This is a genomic window from Algimonas porphyrae, assembly GCF_041429795.1.
In the GTDB taxonomy this organism is placed as follows: Bacteria; Pseudomonadota; Alphaproteobacteria; order Caulobacterales; family Maricaulaceae; genus Litorimonas; species Litorimonas porphyrae.
On the sequence record NZ_CP163424.1, the window covers coordinates 2,337,349 to 2,363,172 of the forward strand.

24 protein-coding genes are annotated in these 25,824 nt (G+C 60.0%); 1 reads left to right on the forward strand and 23 read right to left on the reverse strand.

Annotated features, from left to right (window positions below; genetic code table 11):
- Positions 1-217: 217 nt before the first annotated feature.
- The 10 genes from parC to rpoZ form a co-directional block, all read right to left on the reverse strand.
- Positions 218-2,482, reverse strand: a complete 2,265-nt coding sequence (gene parC / locus AB6B39_RS11400; RefSeq protein ID WP_284370270.1) for a DNA topoisomerase IV subunit A — start codon at positions 2,480-2,482, stop codon at positions 218-220.
- Positions 2,483-2,667: 185 nt separating this feature from the next.
- Positions 2,668-3,402, reverse strand: coding sequence for a DNA repair protein RecO (recO, locus tag AB6B39_RS11405; RefSeq protein ID WP_284370268.1), 735 nt, complete (start codon positions 3,400-3,402; stop codon positions 2,668-2,670).
- Complete coding sequence (era, locus tag AB6B39_RS11410) at positions 3,402-4,370, reverse strand: GTPase Era (protein WP_284370266.1); 969 nt, start codon at positions 4,368-4,370, stop codon at positions 3,402-3,404. Before era ends, recO begins: the two co-directional genes overlap by 1 nt.
- Positions 4,371-4,383: 13 nt before the next feature.
- Entirely contained in the window at positions 4,384-5,082 is a 699-nt protein-coding gene (gene rnc / locus AB6B39_RS11415) for a ribonuclease III (protein ID WP_284370264.1), read from the reverse strand.
- Positions 5,079-5,852 carry a signal peptidase I gene (gene lepB, locus AB6B39_RS11420; protein WP_284370262.1) on the reverse strand — a complete coding sequence of 258 codons (774 nt, stop codon included), beginning with the start codon at positions 5,850-5,852 and terminating at the stop codon, positions 5,079-5,081. Before lepB ends, rnc begins: the two co-directional genes overlap by 4 nt.
- A gap of 12 nt (positions 5,853-5,864) precedes the next feature.
- Positions 5,865-6,263 (reverse strand): holo-ACP synthase, encoded by a 399-nt coding sequence (gene acpS, locus AB6B39_RS11425; protein WP_284370260.1) that lies wholly within the window; start codon positions 6,261-6,263, stop codon positions 5,865-5,867.
- 14 nt (positions 6,264-6,277) lie between these two features.
- Entirely contained in the window at positions 6,278-7,045 is a 768-nt protein-coding gene (locus tag AB6B39_RS11430) for a pyridoxine 5'-phosphate synthase (protein ID WP_284370258.1), read from the reverse strand.
- Entirely contained in the window at positions 7,042-7,626 is a 585-nt protein-coding gene (pyrE, locus tag AB6B39_RS11435) for an orotate phosphoribosyltransferase (protein WP_348520154.1), read from the reverse strand. The genes AB6B39_RS11430 and pyrE overlap by 4 nt, the downstream gene beginning before the upstream one ends.
- Positions 7,616-9,871 (reverse strand): RelA/SpoT family protein, encoded by a 2,256-nt coding sequence (locus AB6B39_RS11440; protein WP_284370254.1) that lies wholly within the window; start codon positions 9,869-9,871, stop codon positions 7,616-7,618. Before AB6B39_RS11440 ends, pyrE begins: the two co-directional genes overlap by 11 nt.
- A gap of 81 nt (positions 9,872-9,952) precedes the next feature.
- The gene (rpoZ, locus tag AB6B39_RS11445) at positions 9,953-10,330 is read right to left on the reverse strand and encodes a DNA-directed RNA polymerase subunit omega (RefSeq protein WP_284370251.1); all 378 of its coding nucleotides are present in this window, start codon (positions 10,328-10,330) and stop codon (positions 9,953-9,955) included.
- Positions 10,331-10,487: 157 nt separating this feature from the next.
- On the opposite strand from rpoZ, the gene AB6B39_RS11450 reads away from it, so the two are divergent.
- Positions 10,488-10,832, forward strand: a complete 345-nt coding sequence (locus AB6B39_RS11450) for a hypothetical protein (RefSeq protein WP_284370249.1) — start codon at positions 10,488-10,490, stop codon at positions 10,830-10,832.
- Here AB6B39_RS11450 and AB6B39_RS11455 read toward each other — a convergent pair.
- The 13 genes from AB6B39_RS11455 to AB6B39_RS11515 all read right to left on the reverse strand — a co-directional run bounded on the left by AB6B39_RS11455 (position 10,829) and on the right by AB6B39_RS11515 (position 25,781).
- The gene (locus AB6B39_RS11455) at positions 10,829-13,321 is read right to left on the reverse strand and encodes a sensor histidine kinase (RefSeq protein WP_284370247.1); all 2,493 of its coding nucleotides are present in this window, start codon (positions 13,319-13,321) and stop codon (positions 10,829-10,831) included. The genes AB6B39_RS11450 and AB6B39_RS11455 overlap by 4 nt on opposite strands.
- Before the next feature lie 61 nt (positions 13,322-13,382).
- A complete protein-coding gene (gene glmM, locus AB6B39_RS11460; RefSeq protein ID WP_284370245.1) occupies positions 13,383-14,723 on the reverse strand; it encodes a phosphoglucosamine mutase in 1,341 nt (446 codons plus the stop codon).
- A gap of 1 nt (position 14,724) precedes the next feature.
- Entirely contained in the window at positions 14,725-15,789 is a 1,065-nt protein-coding gene (locus AB6B39_RS11465) for a mannose-1-phosphate guanylyltransferase (protein ID WP_284370243.1), read from the reverse strand.
- A 107-nt stretch (positions 15,790-15,896) separates the two neighbouring features.
- Entirely contained in the window at positions 15,897-16,307 is a 411-nt protein-coding gene (locus AB6B39_RS11470; RefSeq protein WP_284370240.1) for an energy transducer TonB, read from the reverse strand.
- Positions 16,304-16,627, reverse strand: a complete 324-nt coding sequence (locus tag AB6B39_RS11475) for an HPr family phosphocarrier protein (protein WP_284370238.1) — start codon at positions 16,625-16,627, stop codon at positions 16,304-16,306. The genes AB6B39_RS11470 and AB6B39_RS11475 overlap by 4 nt, the downstream gene beginning before the upstream one ends.
- The gene (locus AB6B39_RS11480) at positions 16,627-17,031 is read right to left on the reverse strand and encodes a PTS sugar transporter subunit IIA (RefSeq protein WP_284370236.1); all 405 of its coding nucleotides are present in this window, start codon (positions 17,029-17,031) and stop codon (positions 16,627-16,629) included. The genes AB6B39_RS11475 and AB6B39_RS11480 overlap by 1 nt, the downstream gene beginning before the upstream one ends.
- Positions 17,032-17,129: 98 nt before the next feature.
- The gene (locus tag AB6B39_RS11485; protein WP_371398585.1) at positions 17,130-18,866 is read right to left on the reverse strand and encodes a stimulus-sensing domain-containing protein; all 1,737 of its coding nucleotides are present in this window, start codon (positions 18,864-18,866) and stop codon (positions 17,130-17,132) included.
- On the reverse strand, positions 18,835-19,539 hold the full coding sequence (locus AB6B39_RS11490) for a response regulator transcription factor (protein ID WP_348520153.1): 705 nt from the start codon (positions 19,537-19,539) through the stop codon (positions 18,835-18,837). The genes AB6B39_RS11485 and AB6B39_RS11490 overlap by 32 nt, the downstream gene beginning before the upstream one ends.
- Before the next feature lie 188 nt (positions 19,540-19,727).
- On the reverse strand, positions 19,728-21,182 hold the full coding sequence (locus tag AB6B39_RS11495) for a serine hydrolase (protein WP_284370230.1): 1,455 nt from the start codon (positions 21,180-21,182) through the stop codon (positions 19,728-19,730).
- 138 nt (positions 21,183-21,320) lie between these two features.
- The gene (locus AB6B39_RS11500; RefSeq protein ID WP_284370228.1) at positions 21,321-21,656 is read right to left on the reverse strand and encodes a hypothetical protein; all 336 of its coding nucleotides are present in this window, start codon (positions 21,654-21,656) and stop codon (positions 21,321-21,323) included.
- A gap of 385 nt (positions 21,657-22,041) precedes the next feature.
- On the reverse strand, positions 22,042-23,406 hold the full coding sequence (locus tag AB6B39_RS11505) for a glutamate--cysteine ligase (RefSeq protein ID WP_284370226.1): 1,365 nt from the start codon (positions 23,404-23,406) through the stop codon (positions 22,042-22,044).
- 57 nt (positions 23,407-23,463) lie between these two features.
- The gene (locus AB6B39_RS11510; protein WP_284370224.1) at positions 23,464-24,297 is read right to left on the reverse strand and encodes an SDR family NAD(P)-dependent oxidoreductase; all 834 of its coding nucleotides are present in this window, start codon (positions 24,295-24,297) and stop codon (positions 23,464-23,466) included.
- Positions 24,294-25,781, reverse strand: a complete 1,488-nt coding sequence (locus AB6B39_RS11515; protein WP_284370222.1) for a flavin-containing monooxygenase — start codon at positions 25,779-25,781, stop codon at positions 24,294-24,296. Before AB6B39_RS11515 ends, AB6B39_RS11510 begins: the two co-directional genes overlap by 4 nt.
- Positions 25,782-25,824 lie beyond the last annotated feature (43 nt).

The following is a 25,824-nucleotide window of genomic DNA, read 5'->3' on the forward strand; positions in this document are numbered from 1 at the left end:
TTAGGTTTGTGGGATTGAGGGTAGGTGACTGAAACGGAAGCCGTACTTAACGGCATGGGCGGGGATTAATTGAGAGCGCCCCCTATGCATGCTATGAACGGGGACCAGCACTCTACTCCCCCACATCACCGGACTTGATCCGGTGATCCATCTTCCAGCCTATCGGCCTGTGCGGGCAACGGGGATGGCATCCGGAAAAAGTACCCGGGCGCGGCGTTTACAACCGCTTGTCCGGGGCGAACAGGCCCTGCCGGGAGAAGCCGCGCGGCGCGTTGCGTCCGACTTGCGCGCGGGATCCTTCGTAGAGGTGCCAGTCGGCGACCTCCTGACGGCGGCCTGCCGTGTCGATGTAGCTGAGCCCGTCCGCGCTGGCGAATGTGGTAATATCGCTGACGCCGCCGTCGCGATATTTCTGTAGCCGCACGCCTTTGCCGCGGGTGAGTTCGGAGACTTCATCTAGGGGAAAGACCAGCAACTTGCGGTTCTCTCCGATGACGGCGACCCGGTCGCCCGTGGCGGCCACGACGCGCATCGTTTCGGCATCACCTTTGACGGTCTGCACCTGCTTGCCGCCCTTGGTCGAGGCGACAATGTCCGCTTCCCTGACCCGGAAGCCATAGCCTTCCGATGACGCGACTAGCAGTGTCCGGTCCGGATCGTGAACGAACAGGCCGACAGGAATATGGTCGTTTTCGAGATCGATCATCAAGCGGATCGGCTCGCCATTGCCGCGCCCGCCTGGCAGCTTGTCGCCGGACAGCGTATAAGCCTTGCCATTCGAGGCGAACAGAATGATCTTGTCCGTCGTCTTGGCCGGAACGGAAAAGGCCAGCGTGTCGCCTTCCTTGAATTTCAGCGAATCCAGATCGTCCAGCTTGCCCTTCATGGCACGGATCCAGCCCTTCTTCGACAGCACGACCGTAATCGGCTCTTCCTGAATGAAGGCGGTCGCCAGATCGATATCCAGATCCGGTGCTTCGGCGAAGGTGGTGCGGCGGCGGCCTTCTTCCGTCTTCGGCCCGTAAAGGTCCCGGAGGGAACGGATCTGACCGGCGATCATGTCCCATTGTTTCTGATCAGACCCAACCAGCGCTTCGAGGTCCGTCTGTTCGAGCCGCAGCGCATCACTTTCCGACCTGATCTCGATTTCCTGCAACTTGTTGAGTGCGCGCAGCCGCATGTTCAGGATCGCGTCGGCTTGGCGGTCGGCCAGGTTGAACGCCCGGATCAGTTCGTCCTTGGGCTTGTCCTCATAGCGCACGATGCGAATCACTTCGTCAAGATTGAGGAAGGCGATCATATAGCCGTCGAGCACTTCCAGGCGCAGCGCGATCTTGCCCAGCCGTTGGTGCGTTCGGCGAAGCAGAACTTCGCGGCGATGGTCGAGCCACGCCTGAATTACCTCGCGCAGATCCATGACGCGGGGCACGCCATGGGCGTCCAGAACATTCATGTTCAGGCTGACACGGCTTTCCAGTTCGGTCAGCTTGAACAGGCTTTCCATCAGCACGTCCGGATCGATATTCTTCGATTTCGGCTCCAGCACGATGCGAATATCTTCAGCGGATTCGTCCCGCACATCGGCTAGGCCCGAGGCCGTCTTGCTCTCGATCACGTCGGCGAGCTTCTCGATCAGGCGGGACTTCTGTACCTGATAGGGAATTTCGGTGACGATGATCTGGTACTGGCCGCGCCCCAGATCCTCGCGGGTCCAGCGCGCTCGCACCCGGAAGCCACCCTTGCCGGTCTTGTAAGCCTGCAGAATGCTGTCGCGCGGTTCGACCATGATCCCGCCCGTCGGCAGATCGGGACCGAAGATATGGTTCTCGACCAGCGTTTCGATCCGGGCATTGGGCGTCTTGATCAGGTGCAGCGCGGCATTGCAGATTTCCGCGACATTATGCGGCGGGACGGATGTCGCCATACCGACGGCGATCCCTTGCGCCCCATTGGCCAGCAGGTTCGGGAACCCAGCCGGCAGGACGACCGGCTCCTGATCCTCTTCATTGTAGGTATCCTTGAAGTCGACCGCGTCTTCGTCAAGACCTTCGAGCAACAGGACTCCCGCCGCCGTCATCTTGGCTTCGGTATAGCGCATGGCCGCAGGGCTATCACCGTCAATATTGCCGAAATTCCCCTGCCCCTCGACCAGCGGATAGCGGGTCGCGAATTGCTGGCTGAGCTTGACCAGCGCGTCATAGATACTCTGGTCGCCATGCGGGTGATATTGCCCCATCACGTCGCCGACAATGCGCGCGGACTTCTTGTAGGCCCCTTCCGGATTAAGCTTGAGCTGCCGCATGGCGTAGAGAATGCGGCGATGGACGGGTTTCAGACCGTCACGCACATCCGGCAGGGCGCGCTGCGTGATGGTCGACAGCGCATAGGCCATATAGCGCGCGGACAGCGCATTATCGATATGCTCCTCGATCACCGGCTTGGGCGGCGGAGGCGGAGCTTTCGGGGTCTTGGTTCGGGCCATGCGCGAAATCTCTAAGGGATTCGGCCCGAATGCCTAGCGGAACAAACAGGGAAAATGCGCGCTCTGAGGACGATGGTGGGCCAAACCTGATGCCCCAATTCAGGTTTCTCGGAGCTATAGGGAACGTATGTGGCGGGTAATCATGATTTCATGCAGCGCGCTCCTCATCGCCTGTTCGACAACGACTAGTCCGCCGCGAGCCCTGTCGCTTGCAAACGCGCCACCATGACGCGTCTGGCGTCCGGCAGGGTGCGGTTGCGTTCCCATTGGACGCGGGTTTCGAGGAAGTGACCGGTCAGGCGCAGGCCGTCGGCAATATCCTGCGGACTGGCGATGGGTTCACCGCGCAGGAATGGCGGCAGACGAAACAGCTTGTCGAGATAAGGTTGAGCCGCGTCCGTACTGACGGCGCGACCCGAGCGCGGGCTGACATGGGTGAGATTGTCCGTAACCCCAGTGCCAGCGCAACGCGACAGATCCAGACCATAGCCGAGCGATTGTAGCAGGAGGCTCTCCCAGCGTACATAAAGCGCTGGCCAGACCGCCTGATCATCGAGCCGTTCCAGCACGATCTTGGTCACGTCATAGAGGTCCGGCAGCGGCTGTTTTTCCGGCAGCATTTCGCGCAGCAGCGCGGCAATCGCATTGAGTGCCGCCAGGCTGAGCCGATCTTCCATGAACAGGCCCGCCAGCGCATCGACGATTTCCACCGTGAAATAGCCAAGATGGTCCTCCAGACGCCCGCGCCATTCGACTTCGACGATATTGCCAGGTTGCAGCAGCGGGCGCATGCGCCGTCCGGCCCCACCCCGAACCAGACCATTATGGCGACCCCGTTCGCGCGTGAAATTTTCCATAATGGCGGAGGTTTCGCCGTGCTTTCGCGCCTGCAGGACAATCGCCTCGCTGACGAAATCCATCAGACGTCGAACTCGAGCCCGGCTTCCGTGTAGCGCGCGCGGTCGTCCATCCAGTTCTCCCGCACCTTGACGAAGATGAAGAGATGCACCCGGCGACCCAGCCAGTCCTCCATCTCCTTGCGCGCGGCGGCGCCGATATCCTTGACCGTCGTCCCGCCCTTGCCGAGCACGATGCCTTTCTGCGTGCCGCGCCGGACATAGATGATCTGGTCGATCCGGACCGAACCGTCCTTTCGGTCGGTCCATTTTTCGGTCTCGACCATGGAGGCATAAGGCAGCTCGTCATGCAGCCGCAGAAACAGCTTCTCGCGTGTGATTTCCGCCGCCATCAGGCGCATCGGAATGTCCGCAGCCTGATCTTCGGGATAGAGGAGCGGCCCTTCCGGCATGGCATCGGCCAGATAGGTGGCCAGATCATCAATGCCATCGCCCTTGGTCGCCGAAACGACGAAAATGCGCTCGTAACCCCCGGCCTGATCAAAATGGGCGATGATAGGCAGGGTTTCTTCGGTCGGGATCGTATCGATCTTGTTCAGGACCAGCACGCCCTTACGTTCGCGCTGCGATAAGCCGGCCATGACGCGTTCCGTATCCTCGCTGGCGAGACGGTCCTGTGCGGAGCCTTCATTCCGGTTGTGACGGTACCAGGCCCCGGCATCAACCACATGCACGACCGCATTCGCGTCATCCGCCCCCGACCAAGCCGCATGCACCATGGATTTGGCCAGACGGTCCTGCTTTCGGGGAGCGAAAATGCCGGGCGTATCGACCAGAACGACCTGAGCGCGGTTGCCCTCTGACGTATCCAGCAGGGCAATGGCGCGGATCTGAAACCGTGTCGTCTGCACCTTGTGTGTAACGATCGAGACTTTTTCGCCGACCAGACGGTTGGTGAGGGTCGACTTGCCCGCATTCGGCGCGCCGACGATTGCGGCGAAACCGCTTCGTGTGGTTGATGATGCGCTCATACCCATGCCTCGTTCATGCCCATGCCTCGATCAGGGCTTTGGCCGCAAGCCGTTCGGCGTCACGCTTGCTTTTGCCACGCCCGATGGCCGAGCCCACATCGCGGACCGAGACCTCGACCACGAATTCGGGTGCATGATCGGGGCCCGTTCGATCCACGATCTGATAGTCCGGCAGGGAGTGGTTCATCGCCATCGCGCGTTCCTGCAATTCCGTCTTCGGGTCCTTGGCCGAACGCGACACAACCCGGTCGAACGTCTCTTTCCAATATGTATTGTAGAAAGTTTGCGCCGCCGCCATGCCGCCATCCAGATAAAGCGCCGCAATCAGGGCTTCGCAGGCATCCCCGAGAATAGAATCCTTATCCCGGCCACCTTGGCGTTCCTCGGACGGGGAAATCAGCACGCATTCACCAAGGTCGATCCGGCGCGCGACATCGGCGCAGGTTTCCTTGCGCACCAGCGCATTCAGTCGCCGCGCCAGCGTACCTTCGGCTTCGCGCGAATGGTTGAAGAGAATTTCGGCTGTCATCAGACCGAGAACACGGTCGCCGAGAAATTCCAGCCGTTCATTATTGGGCGGGTTGGTCTGTCCGTCCCCGTAGGAACTGTGCGTCAGCGCCCGCATGGCCAGATCGCGATCCTTGAACCGGTAGTCGAGCCGCTGTTCGAGCTTTTCGACCCGGCGATAGCGATTGCGGTCGAGCTCGCTCACTCAATACCCTTGAAGAAGCGCCCGCCTCTCATATTGCCCCAGGTCCAGGGCTTGATCAGGGAGAAGTCTTCATTGACCGACAACAGAACGAATTCCGCTTCGCCGATGATGTTTTCCGCCGGGACGTAACCCGCACCTGACAAACGGACCGGCACGCGGCTATCACCGGAAAAGTCGCGATTGTCGCCCATCATGAAATAGTGTCCGGCCGGCACCGTAAAGACCGATGTGTTGTCCGCCCCATTATTCTTGATCGCGTCATAGATCAGATGCGGTTCGTCTTCCCCCGGCAGTTGTTCGGCGATCAGCTCGGCATTGAGCGTTTCGCGCACGACACCGTCGGACCGATGGGCGTAGGGTTCGTTGCGCACCAGTGCCGTCTGGACTGGCGCGTCATTGAGATAGAGCTGACCATCGATCATCTGAACGCGATCACCCGGCAGTCCCACGACGCGCTTGATATAATTCTGGTTGATCCCGTCGGGCCGGAACACGACGACATCACCGCGGGCCGGGCCCCGACCGAACAATCGACCGTCAATATCCGGGAACGGCAGGGGCAGCGCCGCATAACGCCCGTAACCGACCGTATATTTGGACGTGATGACATAATCCCCTTCCATCAGCCCGGGATACATGGACCCGGTCGGAATGGTGAAAGGCTGGAAAATAAAGGTCCGCAGGACGAAGGCAATGCCGAGCGCCCAGACCACTGTCGAGACGAGTTCGCCGATACCACCGGATTTCGCTTTGGGCTTACGCTTGAACATTGGCGCGCCCTATCACTCCGGTCTCGCTTCGACTACTGCAAAGGCCACCGCAAAATCACGCTCGTCGGACAGGCTGAGGCGGACATGCGCGGTGTGAGCCGCGGGCAAGATACTGGCGAGCCGTTCGGCGGCTCCGCCATGCAGCTTCACATCCGGACGACCGGACGGTCGATTGATCACTTCCACATCGTGCCAGGATAGCTCCCCGCTCTCTTCGGTCGCCAGTGCCTTGGCGACAGCTTCCTTAGCCGCAAACCGTTTCGCCAGGCAGGGTACGGGGTCCGGACGGGCGAGACATTTTTTACGCTCGGCTTCGGTGAACGCCTTGGCCGGAAATCGCTCAGGATGGCGGTCATAGATGGAACGAATGCGACGTATGTCGCAAATATCCGTACCGATACCCAGGATCATGACGCCTCCGGTGCCTAAGCCAGCCGCGCGTCACGAATGATCGAAATCATGCGTCGGATTGCGGGAGTCAGACCCAGAAAGACGGCCTCACCGATAATGAAGTGTCCGATATTGAGCTCTCTGGCCTGCGGAATGCGAGCGATCGGCACGACATTTTCGAACGTCAGCCCATGACCATAATGCACTTCCAGACCCGCCGCGTCGGCCAGCTGACCCCCGGTCTGCAGCTGCGCAAGGATCACATCCGCCTTGTCCTGATCGTTTTCATCGAGCGCATGGGCGTACGCCCCTGTGTGAAACTCGACTACCTCGGCGCGGGTACGCTGCGTTGCGTCGATCTGAATATCCTGCGCTTCGATGAACAGCGAGACCCGGCATCCCGCATCGGCCAGACGCGCGATCATCGGGACCAGACGGTTATGCTGCCCGGCAACATCCAGGCCGCCCTCGGTCGTACGTTCGGCGCGCCGTTCCGGTACGATGCAAGCCGCGTGTGGCTTCAGCCGTTCGGCAATGGCGACCATTTCCTCGGTCGCTGCCAGTTCCATATTCAGCGGCACATTGCGGTCCCGACACAGATCCGACAGCCGTTCCATATCAGCATCGGTGATATGACGGCGATCCTCACGCAAGTGAGCGGTGATGCCGTCGGCACCAGCCGTGATCGCCTGTTTTGCCGCGTCCAGCGGGTCAGGATGGTGACCGCCACGCGCATTGCGCAGGGTGGCGACGTGGTCGATATTCACGCCCAGCCGCAGGCCGCTGCCGCCGCGCCGCATCATGACAGGCCCCGACTGCCCGGCTTGATCGCCTCCATGCGCTGCAGCTCGGCGGGCAGATCATCCGGATCATAGTCGGGGAAGCGTTTTGCCGCGAGGCTGATGAGCGGCACACCGATATCGGCGTCACCGCCAGAGCGGTCGAAGATGCAGCAGCCAGCCACGACTTTGCCGCCTGCCTGCGTGATCGCCGCAATCGTTTCGCGCGAGGACAGACCCGTCGTGACGATGTCTTCGACCATCAGAACCGTTTGTCCCTGTTCCAGTGTAAAGCCGCGACGCAAGGTGAATTCACCGTCTTCGCGCTCCATGTACAGCGATTCCAGACCGAGCTGCCGCGCCATTTCGTAGCCCGGAATCACGCCGCCCATGGCCGGCGCGATAATGATGTCCGGAAGGGTGTCGAGCGAATCCCTGACCTTGTTCGCCAGCGCCGCACATAGCGTTGCCGTCAGAACCGGGTTCTTGAAGATCAGAGCCTTTTGCAGAAAGACTGGGCTGCGCCGACCAGACGACAGGATGAAATGCCCCTCCAGCAGGGCGCCCGCGTCCCGGAACATGTCCAGCACATCGTCAGTCGTCATTGTCATCAGGTAGGTCTTTCTCGATTTGCGAGCGGCTGCGGTCTGCGGCGACCACGAAAGGCGATGTACGCAGCGCAGCGATGATGGCGAGCAGGTGGCGATTGTCGCGCACTTCGACGTCGAGCACCATATCGAAGAAGGCCGGACTGCGCTGCAATGTCTTGATATTAATCAGGTTTCCTGAATTCTCGCCAATGATACGCGTGACGTCGGCCAGTGCGCCCGGCACATGTTCAACCGTCGCCGTGATGCGCGCCGTAGAAGCCGTTTTTTCGACCGTTCGCCGCCAGCCCAGATCGATCCAGACCTTGTTCTGATTGTCCGGCTTGTCCAGTTCCTCGCAGTCGATCGTATGGATATCGATCCCGCCACTGGCCGATTGTAGCCCCAAGATACGGTCGCCGGGTATGGGTGAGCAACAGGACTTCAGGTGCAATCCGACACCGGAGCGCAGCCCCTCCCCTTTGACATAAAGACGGACCGAGCGATCCGAAATCAGGTCGCGGTTTGCCATCTCGGCATCCGGATCGCGGTCCTTGAGCGCCGGGAAAACGGCCATGATGAATTCGTTCATCGACAGATCGCCGCGCCCGAGCTGTTCATAGATGTCGCCGGCATCCGTGACGCCCAGCCGTTTGACCACATCGTCCAGTGCGATCTCTGTGAAGGTCTGACCCTCGCGGACGAAGGCGTGCTCGGCCAGCATCGCACCGATACGGCGGAATTCTTCGGCCTCTCCGTCGCGTGTCAGGCGGCGCAGGGCGGAGCGTGCCTTGCCCGTCACGACCATATTCTCCCAACCCTCCTGCGGCTCTGCCGTACCGCCGCGAATGATCTTCACAACGTCGCCGTTGCGCAGATGGGTCCGGAGCGGAACGTCGCGCCCATTGACGACCGCGCCGATACAGGTGTCGCCAACCTTGGTATGGACAGCGTAAGCGAAATCGATCGGCGTCGCGCCACGCGGCAAGGAAATCAGATCGCCCTTGGGCGTGAAAGTGAAGACCTGATCAGCAAACATTTCCAGCTTGGCATGTTCAAGAAACTCCGCCGCGTCGCCGCTCTGTTCCATCATCTCCACCAGTGGGCGGATGCGTTTGAGCGGATCACCGCCTGACGCCTTGGCGCGTTCGGGATCATAGCCGTAAGCTTCATTCTTATAGGCCCAGTGAGCCGCGACGCCGCGTTGCGCGACGTCTTCCATGCGCTCCGTGCGGATCTGGATCTCGACGCGGCGATTATCCGGCATGCGGATGGTCGTGTGCAGCGACTGATACCCATTGGGTTTGGGCACGCTTATGAAATCCCTGAAGCGCGACGGGACTGCGCGATATTCCCGGTGCAGGATACCCAGCACCCGGTAGCAATCATCCTCCTGGTGCGTCAGAATGCGAAAGGCATAGAGGTCAGCGACATCGTCGAAGCTGATATTCTGGCGTTGCAGTTTTAACCAGATTGCAAAGGGGCGCTTTTCTCGTCCATAGATCCGGACCGTCATGGCGTGGTCGTCAAACAGGTCGCGAAAGGCGGTCGAGACTTCGCTGATGGCTTCGCCCTGCTCAGCACGCCAGTCCTCGAGGCGTCGCATAATGCCTTCATAGGCGCTAGCATTGAGGTGTTGGAATGACAGATCTTCCAGTTCCGAGCAGATCCGGTCGATGCCGATCCGCCGCGCCAGCGGGGCGTAAATATCGAGTGTTTCGCGCGCAATCCGTTCGCGCGAGGCCTGCTTCGGATGGTATTGTAGTGTGCGCATATTATGCAGGCGGTCGCATAGCTTCACCATCAGCACGCGGACATCCTTGCTCATGGCGAGGACAAATTTCTGAAAGTTTTCCGCCTGTGCGCGTTCACGGGAGGCGGATGGGCTGAGCTCGAGCTGCGACAGCTTCGTCACCCCATCGACCAGATCGGCGATCTCCGGCGTGAACTGTTCTGCCAGCTCGTCGCGCGTGACGTCCGTATCTTCCAGCACATCATGCAGAAGCGCCGTGCAGATTGATGCGACATCCAGATGCAGGTTGGCGAGGATGCCGGCCACTTCGATCGGATGGGCGAAATAGGGATCACCGGAATGGCGCTTCTGCTCGCCATGCGCCTTGACGGTAAAAATATAGGCTTTGTTGATCAGCCCTTCATCGGCGGAGGGATCATACGCCTTGACCCGCTCGACAAGCTCGAACTGGCGCAGATAACCCTGCTGGCCCGGCTGAGGCGCGGGCATGATCGGCGTATGATCGTTCACCGCACCAGCATAGAGGCGGACTCATGCAAAAGCCACCGGGCACACCCGATGGCTTGGCAAAAAATCAGTCTGTCCGGACGGCTAGAAGCGGGTCGAACTGTCATTGTCGCGGTCACCCTGCAGGGCACGCAGCAGATCAGCTTCGGACATTTCGGCCTGTTTGCTTTCGCCATGCTCGAGCGCGAGAACCGGTGTCGCCTCTTCCGTCTCTTCATCCGGCATGTCATCATCCGTGATGACGCGTTGCAGGTTGGCGACGAGGCTTTCACGCAGATCGTCGAGATCGAGATTGCCGTCGGCCAGCTCGCGCAGCGACACGACGGGGGTCTTGTCGTTGTCGCGATCCACGGTCAGGCTCGCGCCTGCGGAAATGTTGCGGGAACGGTGCGCAGCAAGGAGAACGAGGTCAAACCGGTTTGGAATCTTCTCGACGCAATCTTCAACGGTAACGCGGGCCATGAGACTCTCTTGTAAAGAGGGATAAACGGAATGCGGGCGTCTAATCGCGCAGACGCGTAAATGCAAGCATTGTGGTCAGGCGGAAGACCGCGAAAGGTGTGACTTGTAGCAATCGCTACAGTCTGCTAGGGATGTAGCGATTGCTACAAGGATTATCATGACCCTCTTCCGTATGTTTCTGTTCGCTATTCTGAGCGCTATCATCGTCTACACAGCCATTGTGATGATCAATCACGGGCCGAATCTGCTCCCCGTCTTCTTCAACGACATGCTCGCCATGGGCTGGCCGGGTCAGTTCAATCTCGATTTCATGACCTTCCTGATGCTTTCGGCGATCTGGGTCGCCTGGCGCAACGGGTTTTCGCCGATGTCGTGGATTCTGGCTCTTCTGGCCTTTTTCGGCGGGATGCTGTTCCTGTCGGTCTATCTGCTGATCCTGACGTCACGGCATAAGGGAGACATGGCGACGATCCTGATGGGCCCGTCGCGAACGGGGTCCTAACTCTCGACGACGGCGAACAGCTCCGGATGGGCGGCTTCGGTATTGGCTTCGCGCGGTAGATAACAGGTCACATGCGTGCCTTGATCCTCGACACTGTCCAGTTCGACCCAGCCCCCGTGACGGTCGATTATACGCTGCACAAGCGTCAGTCCCAGCCCGACGCCTCCGCGGGAGCTTTCGAAGCTCTCGAAAACAGCTGACTGTTTTTCCAGCGGAATACCGACGCCCGTATCCCGGACCCAGATCTTGACGCCGCCACCGGCTGAGCGTTCCGCACCCAGTTCGATCAAGCCGCCGGGCTTGGTAAAGCGCAGCGCATTGGTCAGCAGATTATAGACAACCTGCTTCATCCGCGTTTCATCGGCCCGGACGATACCGATATCGGTATCGCATTGCAGGTCCAGTGTGATGCGTGTGTCGTCAGCTTTGGTCGCGACATAGTCGAGCGAGTGGTCAAGCAAATCAAAGATATCGACATCGCCGAGTTCCAGATCGAGCTTGTCCGCTTCGATCGCGGCAATATCGAGAATATCGTCGATCGCCTTGGCCAGATCCTCGGACGCACTCTGAATCGCAAAGACATATTCGCTCTGCTTGTCGCTCAGCTCCCCTGCCCCGCCATTCTGCAGAAAGTCGGAATAGCCGGCTATCGTCGTCAACGGAGTTCGTAACTGATAGGAGACATGGGCGACAAATTCGCTTTTCATCCGGTCGGCTTCTTCCAGCGCTTCCGCACGTTCGACCAGGGCACGCTCGGTCTTGCGCGACGCGGTCACGTCGTCCCAGGCGATCAGTGTTGCCCCGTCCGGCAAGGGTCGTGATAGCCAGCAGAGAATGCGTTCGTCAGATGTGATGATTTCTCCGTCGACATGGCGGCGGATTTCCGGATTAGGGTCCGTCGCCCGCGCTTTGAGATTGTCCCAAAATTCGGCATTGTGGTGCAGCGGGAAGCAGAGATCGATGATGTCTGAAAAGCGCGGATTGTCCTGCAGCATATCCTCTTCCAGATGCCACAGGTCAGCAAAGGCGGAATTATGCAGGCGCAGGCGTCCATCCGTACTGAAAACGGCAATGCCTTCGGTTAGCTTGTCAAGCGTCGCACGCTGCACATTGATCAGTGTGCCGAGCTGGCTCTTCAGCGTCATCTTGTCGGTCATGTCCGAGAACATCAGGCTGATACCACCCTCCGCGTCGCGCAGACGCACCACCCGGTAGAGATTGCCGTTCGGCAGATTCCAGGTCTCTTCCGGCACTTCGGTGGGCCAGTTTGTATAGAGCCCGAGTTCGCTTTTCTTCCAAGCGCGGTAATCCGATTGCGGCGGAAGCTGATCCGTTTCGCGCAACCGGTCCAACAGGGATGCGTGCGACGGGCTGGTCTGGAGCCAGACCGGATCGAGTTTGAACAGGGTAGTGAACGCCTCATTGAAACTGCGGAGTGTCTGGTCCGGCGCAAAGGAGATTACGGCTTCGCTCGTCTTGCCCAGCCACGCATCATGCGCAGCGACATGACGGTCCAGCGTCTGGCGCAGGCTTTCCGCTTCCGACGCGTCCATCGCCATGCCTGCAACACCGCCACTGACCGGAAACAGATCGATCTGCATCGCCATGCGCTTGCCACTGGCCGTGACGATCGGACGGACGGACGCTTTGGGCGAGCCTGTCTCCAACACGGACATCGCCTCGGACTGGGTCGTCGCATCGAGATGGAGTTGACGATGCAAGACATCATCCAGACCGCGCCCGCCGACAGCGTCGATATAGGCCGAATTCGCCCAGTTGATCCGGCGCATGCTGGACAGACGCCAGACCGGATGCGGTGCCCGGCTCATCATTTCGACAAAGGCGACGGGTTCAGCCTCCGCCATGGTGCGCGATGTCTCGAAGCGCGAAATCGCCTTGCGTTCATCCTCACCCCGGATCGATGCATCCTGCAGCCACAGAACGACCTGCGCGCCCGCCACGCGGCCATCCGCCTCGATGATATTGCCTTCCGGCAACAGGATCGTCGTCGAAAAGGGCTCTCCCTCATTGCGGAGCGCGCCGAGCAAGGTACGCAGGGTCGGTCGTTTCGGGTCATCCGTAATCAGATCGAGGTCCGCCAGCCCGGATAGAACCCGCATCGCCGTGTCGCCGAAACCGCCCGGTTCGGACATGCGCATCATGGACGCCAGCGCTGCAGGGCTGCCAAAGACGCGAGGCTGTCCGAAGTCCGTCTCCCGGCCGACCGTCGCCTCGTCCCAGACGAGAACCAGTCCCGGATAGGCTCCGAACACGCCATCATATTGGCCGATCTGACGATCGAGATCCTTGGCTTTACCCTTCCAGCGCTTTTCGGACCGGTTGATGCGCCCCAGAATAACCAGCAGGATCAACCCCATGGCCAGCGCCAGCGCGACGGAGACCGCGGATATGGCCAGATTCATGTCGATCACATTCAGAGGCACAGCCTGTTTCCCGGCTCCCAGCTTGGTACGACCCCACGCCCGCACACTCTCTCACATCCTGCCTTCGTTAGCGGGACGGACGGTCAGTGAAAAGGCGCAAGCGCGCTTAAAGCGCGGCTTTCTCGACCACAGCAACCAGTTCGTCGACCGCAGCCGAAACAAGCGACTGATCCTCGCCTTCGGCCATGACCCGGATTTTCGGTTCAGTGCCGGATGCGCGAACCAGAACCCGGCCGCCCTCTCCCAGATCGGCATCGACGCGCCGGATCGCCGCCTGAACCTCTGGCTGCTCCATCGGAGACGCCCCCGAATAACGGACATTGCGCATGATCTGCGGATAGGCGTCGAACAGATGAAGATAATGCTCGCTGGTTTGCCCGGACCGGACCAGACCTGACAAGATCATCAGCGCGGCCAGGCTGCCATCACCTGTGACAGCATAATCCGTCATCAACAGATGACCGGAGGGTTCTCCACCCAGATTGGCGCCGAGTTCATACATGCGGGCCGCGACATGGCGGTCTCCAACTGGCGTCCGGTCCAGGCGCAGACCCTGCTGTACGAGGTAACGTTCGAGCCCGAGATTTGACATGACGGTCGAGACGACGGCGTCACTCTTCAAGGTCCCCGCATTTTTCCAGTCGGTTGCCAGCCGCGCGATAATCTGATCGCCATCGACCTCTTGACCGGTCCGGTCCATCAGGATCAATCGATCCGCATCGCCGTCCAGCGCAATCCCGATATCGGCCTCATGAGCGATGACAGATTTGGACAAGGCTTCGGTATGGGTGGAGCCGCAGTCGAGATTGATGTTGCGGCCGTTAGGTTCGACCCCGATCAACACCGGCTCGACGCCGAGTTTGCGTAGCGCCTTCGGAAAGGCCTGAAAGGCCGCGCCGTGGGCGGCATCGACGACAAGCTTCAGCCCGGCGAGCGATTGCACACCGGTCGACTGAAACGCCTCGACAAGGCCGTCGACATAGGCACCTGCGCCCTCGACTGAACCGTGATCCCGCCCCGGGACCAGAGCCGGGTCGAGCCCGTCACTCATCGCGGTTTCGATCAGCGTCTCGATCGCGTCCTGGGCGGCATCGGAAATCTTGCGACCGTCGGGCCCGAACAGTTTGACGCCATTATCCTGCCAGGGATTGTGCGAGGCCGTGATCATCAAGCCGAAATGGGCGGAATGGAGTGGAACGGCGGCTGCGGTCGCTGGAGTCGGCAGTATACCGAGCGAGGCCACATTCACGCCCTGCCGCAGCAGGCCGCGCATCAAGGCCCGTCGCACCCAGTCACCGGATTCGCGCGTATCCTGTCCAATGACGCCGAGCGATCCATCGCCGAAATGCGCGCCGATGGCCTGCGCCAGACGTTCGAGAGAAGCTTCGCTTAACTTACCTTCGCCAGCCCGTCCGCGAATACCGTCCGTGCCAAAATAGTTCGCCATGTCAGAGCATGTCCTCACGCTGGTCGGCCTTCAGCCGGGTCACAATGGATTTGACATCCTGCGCGGCATCGAGGTTCACGACGAGAATCCGCCCGTCCCGGACAATGACACCGACATTGTCGAGACCGACCAGTGCGACAAGAGGACCATCCGTGTCAATCAGGCTCCGATGGCTGCCCTGCGAATAGCCGTCACCAAAGATCACACTGTCATCGCCTGCGGCATGAAGATCGCGGTATGCCCGGAAGCTGCCAATGTCGCGCCAGCCCAGATCGCAGGGCAGGACCGCGCCTTTGCTTGTCCGTTCCATCAGCGCGATGTCGATCGGTTCGGGTTTGCAGCGTGCGAATGCCTGTGGCTCCAGCGCGATCACGGCACCGTTGCGCGTCGCATTGACATAGGCCTTGCGCGCCGGATTGGCGCAATCGTTTGCCAGTGTCAGCATTTCCTCGATCACCAGTGATGGCTTGAACAGGAATATCCCGCTATTCCAGTGATAGCCGCCGGTTTCCAGCCAGCCCCGCGCCGTGGCTTCGTCCGGTTTTTCCCGGAAGCTCTCGATCTGGAAAAGCCCCGCATCGATCGGCTGGCCCTGTTGAATATAGCCGAACCCTGTCGCCGGATAATCCGGCGTCATACCGAAAGTGACATGATGACCGGCAGCCGCAATCGGGGCGGCGCGTAGCACGGCTTCGCGAAAGGCGTCGGGGCGTTCGATCACATGATCTGCGGGTGCGAGCAGCATCAACGCATCCGGGTCTGTCGCCATGACATGCATCGCTGCCGCCATGGCACAGGGCCCGGTATTGCGACCTTCAGGTTCAACCAGAATCTCGCCGTGGTCCGGCACCTGAGTCTGGATCTGGTCGACATGCGACGCGTTGCAGATGAAGGCTGGCGGCAGAAACTCCGGCCCAGACATCCGGTCGGCGGTTTCCTGAATCATCGTCCGATCGCCCGAGAGGGCCAGGAATTGTTTGGCCTCGGCCTGTCGCGAGAGCGGCCAGAGCCGGCTCCCCGCACCACCGCTCAGAATGACTGGAAGTATTTGGCTATAATGTCCCATGCGCGGGTCTTATGAGTGCGGCGTGAAATAACCGTGAAAATCGATCAGCCACCCTTGGGACCAGCCACCCTTAGGATCAACCACCCTTGGGATCAGCCGTTCTTGGATCAGCCGCCTAAGGAGACGTCGCCCAGACGGTAACGCACCAGAACCCGGCAATCGGTCAACCCGCCTGAAGCCGGAGGCTCGAAGCGCCACTTGGCGGCAGCGCGCTCGGCGGACCGTTCGAACAGACCAACCGGCAGGGCACGCTGCGCCTTCACATCGGCGATCGTCCCGTCAGCCGCCACATCCAGCCGCAGCAGGACCCAGCCCTGTCGCCCGGTCCGGAACGCACGGCTGGGATATTCCGGCAGGTCCAGATCGATGGCCGCCAGCGCTTCGCCGCCAATGCAGTCATCCGGATCGGCATAGCCCTTCACATAGGGATCAGGCGGATATTGGCTTTGTGGATGAAAGACCTGCGTTGAGCCACAGGCCACCAGAAGCAGCGCGGCTGGCAGACAGAGCGCTCTCATTCCTCTTCGCCGAAACGGCTTTTGACCAGCGCCGTGATTGCAGCGATTGCGTCCGGCGCATCCTCGCCTTGGGCGGTCACGGTGATCTTCTCGCCGCAGGCGGCGCCCAGCAGCAGCAGTTCCATGACGCTGTCGGCTTCGACCGTCTCGGCGCAGACATCATTGTGACTGCGGACCCAGACACGCGCATCGAACTGCCCGACCGCTTCCATGAACTTGTTGGAGGCGCGCGCATGCAGGCCGCGCATATTGGTCAGCAGCAGGGTCGCTTTGGCAGACCTCGCGCCGTTCGCGTCCGGAATGCCGCAGGATAAAGGCACTATTCCTCGCCGGCCAGAATGCGCGAGGCGATGGCGATATAGCGGCGGCCAGCTTCCATCGCCTTGGTCGCCGCTTCGGACAGGCTGGCCGTCTGTCGCGCCTCGGCCAGCTTGATCAGCATGGGCAGGTTGACGCCGGCCAGCACTTCGACCTTGCCTTCGCGTAGCATGGAGATGGAGAGGTTGGACGGCGTACCGCCGAACATGTCCGTCAGCAGGATAACGCCCCGCCCCGAATCGACGGTGTCGACCGCTTTGCGAATATCGTCGCGTCGGCGCTCCATATCGTCGTCGGGTCCGATGCAGATCGTTTGCAGGGCCTCCTGTGGACCGACGACATGTTCCGTCGCGCGGCGCAGTTCTATCGCCAGTTCGCCGTGAGTGACGATCACCAGTCCAATCATGAAGCCGTCTCGCAAATCATCCCTTCGCTAAAACGTCATTTGACAGTCTGGTAAAGCGCTTTTTTCGGTCCGGGACGCACTTAACTGCGTTTGCTGCCTCAACTCCGTTTCCGGCGCGGTGCGGACGGTCCGCCGCCCGTCGTCTGACGGGGAAGCGCGACGGTAAAGCGCGCGCCTTGCACTGCTCCGTCCTCATTCGCGCGGTTTTCTGCCCAGATCCGTCCTTTGTGAGCACGCACGATCTGACGGCAAATGGCCAGACCAAGCCCTGAATGCGATCCGAAGATCGCACCCTCGGGTCGCTGCGTGTAGAAACGGTCGAAAACGGCGTCGAGATTGGCGGGCGGAATGCCCGGACCCTCATCCTCCACGGTGATCGTCGCCGTTTGCTCGTCGGCTTCAGCCGTCACGGTCACGACGCCACCCGGCGGCGAAAACGTCATGGCATTGTCGATGAGGTTGCGCAGGACCTGGGCGAAAGGCGTCTCGAATGCCCGGATGAAGACCGGCTCCACAAGCGCGGTCGCGTTGAGCACGGATGCGTCACTGTCGGTTGCAGTTTGCTGATAGAAATCTACGATATTGTGGACGATTTCGGCCAGATCGAGAATCTGCGCCGTGTCCCGCGCCAGATTGGCATCGACCTTGGAGGCATGACTGATATCCGTGATCAGGCGGTTCATGCGCGACACGTCCTGCTGAATGATTGCGATCAGTTTGTCTCTCTGCTCATCCGTCCGAGCGACTGATAAGGTGTCCGAAGCCGATCTTAACGAGGTCAGCGGGTTCTTGATTTCATGCGCGACGTCGGCCGCGAAATTGGCAATGTCGTCGACCCGGTTGAAAAGACCGCGCGTCATGTCCCGCATGACGACGGACAGATCGCCGATTTCATCGCGCCGCCGCGATAGATCCGGGATCGCATCATAGTCCTGAGGGTTGCGCGCCACACGCTCGGCTGCGCGCGCGAGCCTGCGCATTGGCAGGGTGATGAACAGAATGAGCGCCAGGGACGAGAGCAGGGTCGCGATCAGGGCGAGCGCGATAATCGGCGCCAAGGCTCGCCGCTCTGCTTCGACAATGCTCGCAACATCATGACTTTCGACCGTGACCGTGCCCAGAACCTGCTGAACGCGCGACACCGGCAGAGTGACCGTCACGACCAGCGTGTCATCGGCATCATAACGCGCGCCCGCAACCGCATCGCCGCCCAGTCCCGCCATCACGTCTGCGCGCAGATCGCGGCGCAGCCTGTCCCGACGGGCCTTGCGCCAAGGCAGTCGATGCAGTGTCGTTCGCGCCCAGCCCGTCAGTCCGACGCGCCACCTTTGCAGAAGCGGGTCCGGTTCGACCGCTTCGGGTGGAATGATCGGGTCCAGCGTTCCGACTTCGATATCGTCGCGCAGCCGTTCCGTGTCCGCCACCACCAGACCGTTGCGATCATGCAGGCGCACGCGCCACCCCTGGGGCACATTGACCCCGCGCAGGACCTGCTTGGCACCATCCACATCCAGCTCGGACTGCAGGCCGAACCCCGTCGCCTGCTCCGCCATGACGGTCGTAATGGTCGCGGCGAGAGACTGGAGATTATCTATCTTGCCCTGAATCAGCCCCTCTTCGAACCGGTTCATCGCCAACGCACCCGATACGAGGATGATTAGCCCGATCAGATTGGCCGCCAGGATGAGCTGCGTCAGGCGCGACGAGAACAGAAAGCGCCGGGGCGTGAAGCGCCGACGCTCTTTTCTCTGTTGCGGCTGTTGCGCGCTCTGGGTCCTGTCCGTCTTCGACTGAATGGCGGGCTCAGCTTTCCTTATATTTGTATCCGACACCATAGAGCGTTTCGATAGCGTCGAATGAGCGGTCCGTCTTGCGGAACTTTTTGCGCAGGCGCTTGATGTGGCTGTCGATGGTGCGATCATCGACATAGATCTGATCATCATAGGCTGCATCCATCAGCTGATCGCGTGATTTGACGTAGCCCGGCCGCTTGGCCAGCGCTTCGAGGATGAGGAATTCCGTAACGGTCAGACGCACGGACTCGCCATCCCACGAACAGGCGTGACGATTGCTGTCGAGCACAAGCTTTCCGCGGCGAATGACCTTGTCATCGCCCTCTTCCGGCATCGGATTGACGGTCGAGGTCAGCTTGGCGCGGCGCAGCACGGCCTTGATCCGCTCCCCCAGCAGGCGCTGGCTGAAGGGTTTGGTGATATAGTCGTCAGCCCCCATGGAAAAGCCGATGGCTTCATCGAGTTCGTCGTCCTTGGAGGTCAGGAAGATCACCGGCAGGTTGGAACTCTGGCGCAAGCGACGCAGCAGTTCGATCCCATCCATGCGCGGCATCTTCACGTCGAAGACGGCCAGATCCGGGGGACTGACTTTCAGCGCTTCCAGCGCGCTGGCGCCGTCATGGAACTTGCGCACGTCATAGCCCTCGCCTTCCAGATACATGGAGACGGATGTGAGAATATTCTCGTCATCATCGACGAGATAGATGGTGGCCATTGTGCGTTCCCCAACCCGGCGTGGTGAATAGGTCCGCTCCTTGACTAGGCTCATCGTGTGCATGTGTAAAACCCCAGCTTGAATGTCTTGGTGAAAAGACGCTTAAGTGAGGGTGTTGGCGGGACTAAGGCAGCCTCCCGCCTTGTTTTCGCAACAATGTGGCGCAAATCGGGCGGAGGATTGCCGCCTTATTCGCGCATCAGCCGATAACCGCCCGACACGACGCTGACGATCCTGCCCGTATTATCCCGTTCGAACCGGAGCGGCTCGGCATCAGAGCCATTATCCCGCTTGCGGATGAAGACATCGCCCTCCTCGTGCCGGAAAGTCTCGACATTCTCATGCGGGCGGTCATCATGAAGCGGCACGGCAAACAGCCCCTTGGATGACAGGCCAACATAGACGGCCCAGTCATAATTGGGGCGGCTATAGACACCCTCATAAGCGACAAAGGACGTGTCGTCTTCGCGGTCTGCCTTATCGTCTGAATCCGCGTCGGCCTCCTTCATGTGGACCGCCTTCACATCGTCGCGTACCATGCTGTGGATCATGCGGGCCATACCGCCCGCGCTGACGTCATTGGCCGTCGCCATGACGATGACGCCGACCTTGTCCGGATTACGCATGGTGAATTCCGCCACCGTGCCGGGGCAATAGCCGCCATGACCCCATAGCGTCTTGCCGTCGAGACGTCGGGTGGCGTAGGCTAAGCCCCAGGCCGGTTCATCGAAATCCTCGCCAGTCCAGTGAACGCGCTGCATGGTCTTGAGCGTATCGGGTTTCAGCACTTCTTCGCTGTCCGCATCGCGCAATCGAAAATGCCAGGCCATGAATTTCGCCAGATCGTTGACGCTCGACGCGACGCCGGCGGCGGGTGCGAAGGCATCGAAGCGATGCGCTTCGACTGGCTTACGCGCGCCCTTGGAATCGCGCACATAATAGCCTCGGGCAAAGCCCTGCCCGACCTTGTCGAAGGGCATATCCGTCGTCGTATTCCCCATATTCAACGGACGAAGGATACGGGCATCGACATAATCGTGGAATGACTGACCGCTGGCCGCTTGGATGACCTGACCGAGCGCCGCCATGCCGAGGTTGGAATATTGCCAGTGATCATAAGGCTGATACCAGTCAGTCCGACCGCTAATATCGGCGCGCAATGTGGCATCGTCCGGAAAATTATTGGTAAACCAGAAATCGGTCTCGCCCTCCCGGGGCAGGCCGGACACATGCGACAGCAGATTGCGTACTGTCACCCCGTCAGCAGTTCCGCCATCATCCCCCAGATAGGCCGTAATCGGCGCATCAATGTCGAGAACGCCGCGTTCTTCGAGGTCCATCACGGCAATGCCGGTGAACAGTTTGGAGATGGAGCATATGGAAAAGGCCGTGTCTTCGCTCACGGCGCGGCGCGTGCCCAGATCTTCGACCCCGAATGTGTGGCTCCAGACCAGATCCTGGTCGGCGACAATGCCAAACGCCGCGCCTGGAACCGCCTCATGCGCCAATTGCGTGTCCAGCACCGTCTCGATGGCCCGCAATTTGGACTCTAGCACCGCCTCGGGCGATGCCGCCTTGGCAGGCATCAGGGCAATGAGAGACAGGCCCAAGGCCGTCGACAGACAAAGAATAGAACGGGTCATGGCAGGCTCCGGCAGACAGATCTAATGGAGCCAGATCGTGCCAGACCGCGCCATTTCGTCAAGCGCAAACAAAAAACGCCCCCGCATCGGCGGAGGCGTCGATCGCTTTTTCCGGCTAAGCCGGATAGGCAGGCGGGTTTATTCGCCGGCGTTGGTTTCAGTCTTGGCCTGAACCGATTTCGCCATGACTGGCTTGACCGATTTGCCCCAGACGATTTCGACGGCACCCTTGCGGCGGACCTTGCACTTGACCGTGTCGGATGTGCCATTGGCATCGATCGCGAATGTCAGGGTCTGCAGGCGGGAATTGCCACGGACGGCTTTGAAATCGATATCGGTCGCTGTTGCACCCATGGAAGACTGGATTTCGGATGTGCAGGACGCGATGTGATCAGCCGTTTTGGTGCTGGCGGATGCGGCTTGCGGCAGGACCATCAGGGCGGCGGCGGCAATGACGAGCGTATTGAGTTTCATGGCGGTTCTCCTTGGATGGACGGTGGGGGCCGTCGCGGATTGAGGGGCGTGGCGGGGGGTGCCACACCCATCACCTAGGGCATGTCGGCCACAAAATGGGGCACATGAAGCCATTCAAAATTGAATGAGATTGAGAAAAGTCATTTCCTGATGAACGCATTGTTTTGGAAGCAAAGTGCGCCCGCCAAGAAACATGGTATATAATTCAGTTATTTATACAAACTCGCCGGTCAATTTGGCATCGCCGCGAGGTCGCTCAAATCGCGCAGTCCGGAGATCATCCAAATCTGCAAGGCAGGCCACCAGAAATGCAGGCCTCAGAAAAGGCAGATCTGGTTCAGAAACGCACAGCTTTTAGGATGAAAACCTGCAAATCCGGTCCCCATCAGTAGATGCAGTCCGTGTAGCAGCGGGAAATATCGCCGTTCCAATCCGACTCATAAGCCTTGATCAGCAAGTCCGCATTGGATTGTCCTGAGCGCGCCATTGCGTCGAGCGCTTGAAGGAAAACGGTTTCATTTTCGCCGTGACCATTGAGATAGGCCCGGCGGTTAAGGCCCCCGCGCGATAGTGACAGGCTTTCAAGGGCCAGATCGCGGACCGATCGCCCGCCGATCACGGCCTCGAACCCTTGGGCCGGGACATCTTCGCGCAGTGTCTGGCGCTGCTCCGCGGTCCAGTTCTTGACAAGATCCCAAGCCTCATCCAGCGCCTGATCGTCATAGAGCAAGCCGACCCAGAAGGCCGGCAGCGCGCAAAGCTCGTCCCAAGGACCCGTATCGGCGCCGCGCATTTCCAGGAACTGCTTCAGTCGCACTTCGGGGAAGATGGTGGAGAGATGATCGTCAAAATCCGACAGCGTCGGAATTTCGCCCGGCACGACATCGAGTGTCCCGTTCATGAAATCGCGGAAGCTCTTGCCGGATGCATCGAGGAAGCGACCATCGCGCTGGACGAAATACATCGGCACGTCGAGCGCATAATCGACATAGCGTTCGAACCCCATCCCGTCATCGAACACCCAGGGCAGCATACCGGTCCGGTCAGCATCCGTATCCATCCAGACGCGCGAGCGATAGGATTTGAACCCGTTCAGCTTGCCATCGGTAAAGGGCGAATTGGCGAAGAGTGTCGTCGCCACCGGCTGCAGCGCCAGGCTGACGCGGAACTTCTTGACCATGTCCGCTTCGCTGGAAAAATCGAGATTGGTCTGCACCGTACAGGTCCGGAACATCATTTCGCGACCCAGCGTCCCGACGGTCTGCATATAGTCACGCATGATCTTGTAGCGACCTTTGGGCATGACGGGGACATCTTCCAGCTTGGTATCGGGCCGGAAACCCAGCGACAGGAAACCCGCGCCGATTTCGTCGGCGACCTCCCTCACCTCGCGCAGATGACGAGTCACTTCGGCGCAAGTCTGGTGCACATGCTCCAGCGGCGCACCGGAGAGTTCGAACTGACCACCCGGTTCCAAACTGACCGACGCCCCGTCGCGTTTCAGCGCAACCAGATGGCCATTTTCCTCGTAGGGCTCCCAGTCAAAGCGCTGCAGACCTTCCAGCAGCGCGCGGATCGATGTCTCCCCGTCATAGGGCAGCGGACGATTATCCGCCGTCGCAAAGGCGATCTTTTCGTGTTCCGTGCCGATGCGCCAATCCGCATTGGGCTTGCAGCCACGGGCCAGATGCGCGGCCAGTTGCGCCTTGGATTCGATCAGAATGGGATTTGGGGTCGATGGTCCGCTCACAAACGCCGCCTAGGCCGATGGCCGCCGCTTCGCAAGACGGTAACAATCATGTGTGATCTACCGACCGGTGATACGCGCTTGGCGTTTCATGACGAAGTTGCGGTAGCGCACGGGGAAAAGCCTGGTCAGGCGTTGCACGAAGGTCGCGTCGCCGCCCACGAGCACGAGCAGTTTCTTGCGCTCCGTTCCGTCCAGAATGATGGTTGCAGCGTCTTCCGCACTGGTCCGCGCAGCATTCTTGTCGAAATTCTCGATCAGCGAGTCCTTGGTCGTCCCGATATGGGCGAGACTGTCGACTTCGCCGTTGCGCACGACATTGGTCTTGACCCCGCCCGGATGCACGGACGTAACCGTGACGCCGTAATCGAGCATTTCCAGCGACAGCGCTTCGGAAAAGCCGCGAATGCCGAATTTGGACGCGCAGTAATGAGCCTGCCCCGGAACGCCGATAATGCCGTAGATAGAACTGACATTGACCAGCCCGCCCTTGGTCTTGATCAACTGTTCCAGAAACGCCTTGGACATGCGGACCATGCCATAGAAATTGACGTCCATGACCTTTTCGAAGCTCTCCGCCGGCGTATTGCGGAAATCACCGAACCGGGACAGGCCGGCAATGTTGAAGACGTAATCTGCCGGGCCGAGCGCCGCTTCGACATCGGGGGCGTAAGCCGCGATGGCCTGCGCATCCGCCATGTCCATGACATCGACCTTATGCTGGTTGGCCCCGCCGATCATCTCGACGGTCTTGTCCAGCTCGTCGCTATTAATGTCCGTCAGCGCCAGACGCGCCCCGGATGCAGCCAGCGCGATGGCAACCGCGCGCCCTATGCCTGACGCCGCGCCCGTGACGACGCAGACCTTGCCGTCAAAACTCGGAAAGGTCTTCATTCGGCGGCTTCGGGCAAGGGTTCGGCCTTCGTATCGACCTGACTGAAATGCAGCGCATCATCTTCGATCGGCGCTTCGATCAAATGTTTCACATCATGTTTGTAGTTCTGGACATTCAGCCACGGCATCCTGTCGCCCTGTCGCGGCAATGTGTCGATGACCCGTCGGAAATACCCTGACTGGAAGTCAGATACAGGATGACGCACCATCCCCTCAGGCGCGACAGGCATCACCCGTGTGAAGCCCCGTTCGCGCATATATTTCATCAGCCGTATCAGATAGCGGCCCAGCAGATCGGCACGCAGAGTCCAGCTGGCATTCGTATAGCCCGTGACGGCGATCATATTGGGCAGATCCGATGTCATTGCCCCTTTGAACAGAAAATGTTCGCTCTGATCATAGACGTTGCCGTCAATGGCAATCGGATAATTCCGTCCGAAATTCATCTCCAGCCCGGTTGCTGTCACGATGATATCGGCCTCGACCAGGGTACCATCCTGCATAAGAATGCCGGCATCAACGAAGCGGTCAATCTGCCCCGTCACGATCGAGGCCTCGCCGCGATTGATCGCCTTGAACATATCCCCTTCTGGCACGACGCAGAGACGCTGATCCCAAGGCTCGTAAGGCGGGTTGAAATGGATATCGACCGGATACTCTTTGCCTAAGGCCTTGATGGCCCGCTTGCGAATGTTGCGGCGTGTCTTGGCGGGATTTTTCTTGGCGCGACGATAGATGGACCCGGCCAGTTTCACATTCTTCCAACGGTTGATGCGGTATGACAACTTTTTCGACAAAATCCTGTCCGTGATTTTCATGACCGGATCTTCGGACGGCAATGATGCCACATAGGTCGGGGTCCGCTGAACCTGCACGACATGCCGGGCCGTCTTGGCGAGTTCGGGCACCAGCGTCACGGCCGTGGCGCCGGAGCCGATCACCGCGATGCGTTTGTCCGCATAGTCATAATCTTCCGGCCAGAATTGCGGATGGACGATGTCGCCCGCGAAATCTTCGCGCCCGTCAAAATGCGGATCATGCCCCTTATCGTAGCGGTAATAGCCAGCACAGGAGAGCACAAAACGCGTCCGGATTGTCCGCTGGCTTCCGTCACACGTGTCATTGATCGTCAAGGTCCACAGATCGGTCGACGTGTCGAAATCTGCAGCGATAACCCGGCTATGAAACTGGATATGATCATCGATACCGTATGCGCGCGCCGTATCTTCGACATAGGCCTTGATGGCTGGGCCACCGGCCAGCGTCTTCACGCCAGGCCAGGGCCGGAAGTCATAGCCGAGCGTGAGCATGTCGGAATCGGACCGAATCCCGGGGTAGCGAAACAGGTCCCAGGTTCCGCCGATCGCCTCGCGCGATTCGAGGACGGCGAACTGGCCGTCGGGAAATTCTGTCACATAACGACAGGCCGAACCGATGCCGGACAGGCCCGCACCGATAATCACCATGTCAAATGTGTCGCTCATACTGACAGGCTTATCAGTATGCGCAAATGTATGAAACCCGACA

Coding starts and splice junctions, on each gene's coding strand:
- AB6B39_RS11515 (WP_284370222.1), bottom strand. CDS start 25,781: ATGAGCGACACATTTGACATGGTGATTATCGGTGCGGGCCTGTCCGGC.
- AB6B39_RS11495 (WP_284370230.1), bottom strand. CDS start 21,182: ATGACCCGTTCTATTCTTTGTCTGTCGACGGCCTTGGGCCTGTCTCTC.
- glmM (WP_284370245.1), bottom strand. CDS start 14,723: ATGGCGAACTATTTTGGCACGGACGGTATTCGCGGACGGGCTGGCGAA.
- AB6B39_RS11465 (WP_284370243.1), bottom strand. CDS start 15,789: ATGGGACATTATAGCCAAATACTTCCAGTCATTCTGAGCGGTGGTGCG.
- AB6B39_RS11510 (WP_284370224.1), bottom strand. CDS start 24,297: ATGAAGACCTTTCCGAGTTTTGACGGCAAGGTCTGCGTCGTCACGGGC.
- AB6B39_RS11430 (WP_284370258.1), bottom strand. CDS start 7,045: ATGATGCGGCGCGGCGGCAGCGGCCTGCGGCTGGGCGTGAATATCGAC.
- AB6B39_RS11490 (WP_348520153.1), bottom strand. CDS start 19,539: ATGGCCACCATCTATCTCGTCGATGATGACGAGAATATTCTCACATCC.
- AB6B39_RS11450 (WP_284370249.1), top strand. CDS start 10,488: ATGACCCTCTTCCGTATGTTTCTGTTCGCTATTCTGAGCGCTATCATC.
- parC (WP_284370270.1), bottom strand. CDS start 2,482: ATGGCCCGAACCAAGACCCCGAAAGCTCCGCCTCCGCCGCCCAAGCCG.
- AB6B39_RS11500 (WP_284370228.1), bottom strand. CDS start 21,656: ATGAAACTCAATACGCTCGTCATTGCCGCCGCCGCCCTGATGGTCCTG.
- AB6B39_RS11485 (WP_371398585.1), bottom strand. CDS start 18,866: ATGGTGTCGGATACAAATATAAGGAAAGCTGAGCCCGCCATTCAGTCG.
- acpS (WP_284370260.1), bottom strand. CDS start 6,263: ATGATCCTGGGTATCGGTACGGATATTTGCGACATACGTCGCATTCGT.
- era (WP_284370266.1), bottom strand. CDS start 4,370: ATGAGCGCATCATCAACCACACGAAGCGGTTTCGCCGCAATCGTCGGC.
- AB6B39_RS11470 (WP_284370240.1), bottom strand. CDS start 16,307: ATGAGAGCGCTCTGTCTGCCAGCCGCGCTGCTTCTGGTGGCCTGTGGC.
- rpoZ (WP_284370251.1), bottom strand. CDS start 10,330: ATGGCCCGCGTTACCGTTGAAGATTGCGTCGAGAAGATTCCAAACCGG.
- lepB (WP_284370262.1), bottom strand. CDS start 5,852: ATGTTCAAGCGTAAGCCCAAAGCGAAATCCGGTGGTATCGGCGAACTC.
- recO (WP_284370268.1), bottom strand. CDS start 3,402: ATGGATTTCGTCAGCGAGGCGATTGTCCTGCAGGCGCGAAAGCACGGC.
- pyrE (WP_348520154.1), bottom strand. CDS start 7,626: ATGACGACTGACGATGTGCTGGACATGTTCCGGGACGCGGGCGCCCTG.
- AB6B39_RS11480 (WP_284370236.1), bottom strand. CDS start 17,031: ATGATTGGACTGGTGATCGTCACTCACGGCGAACTGGCGATAGAACTG.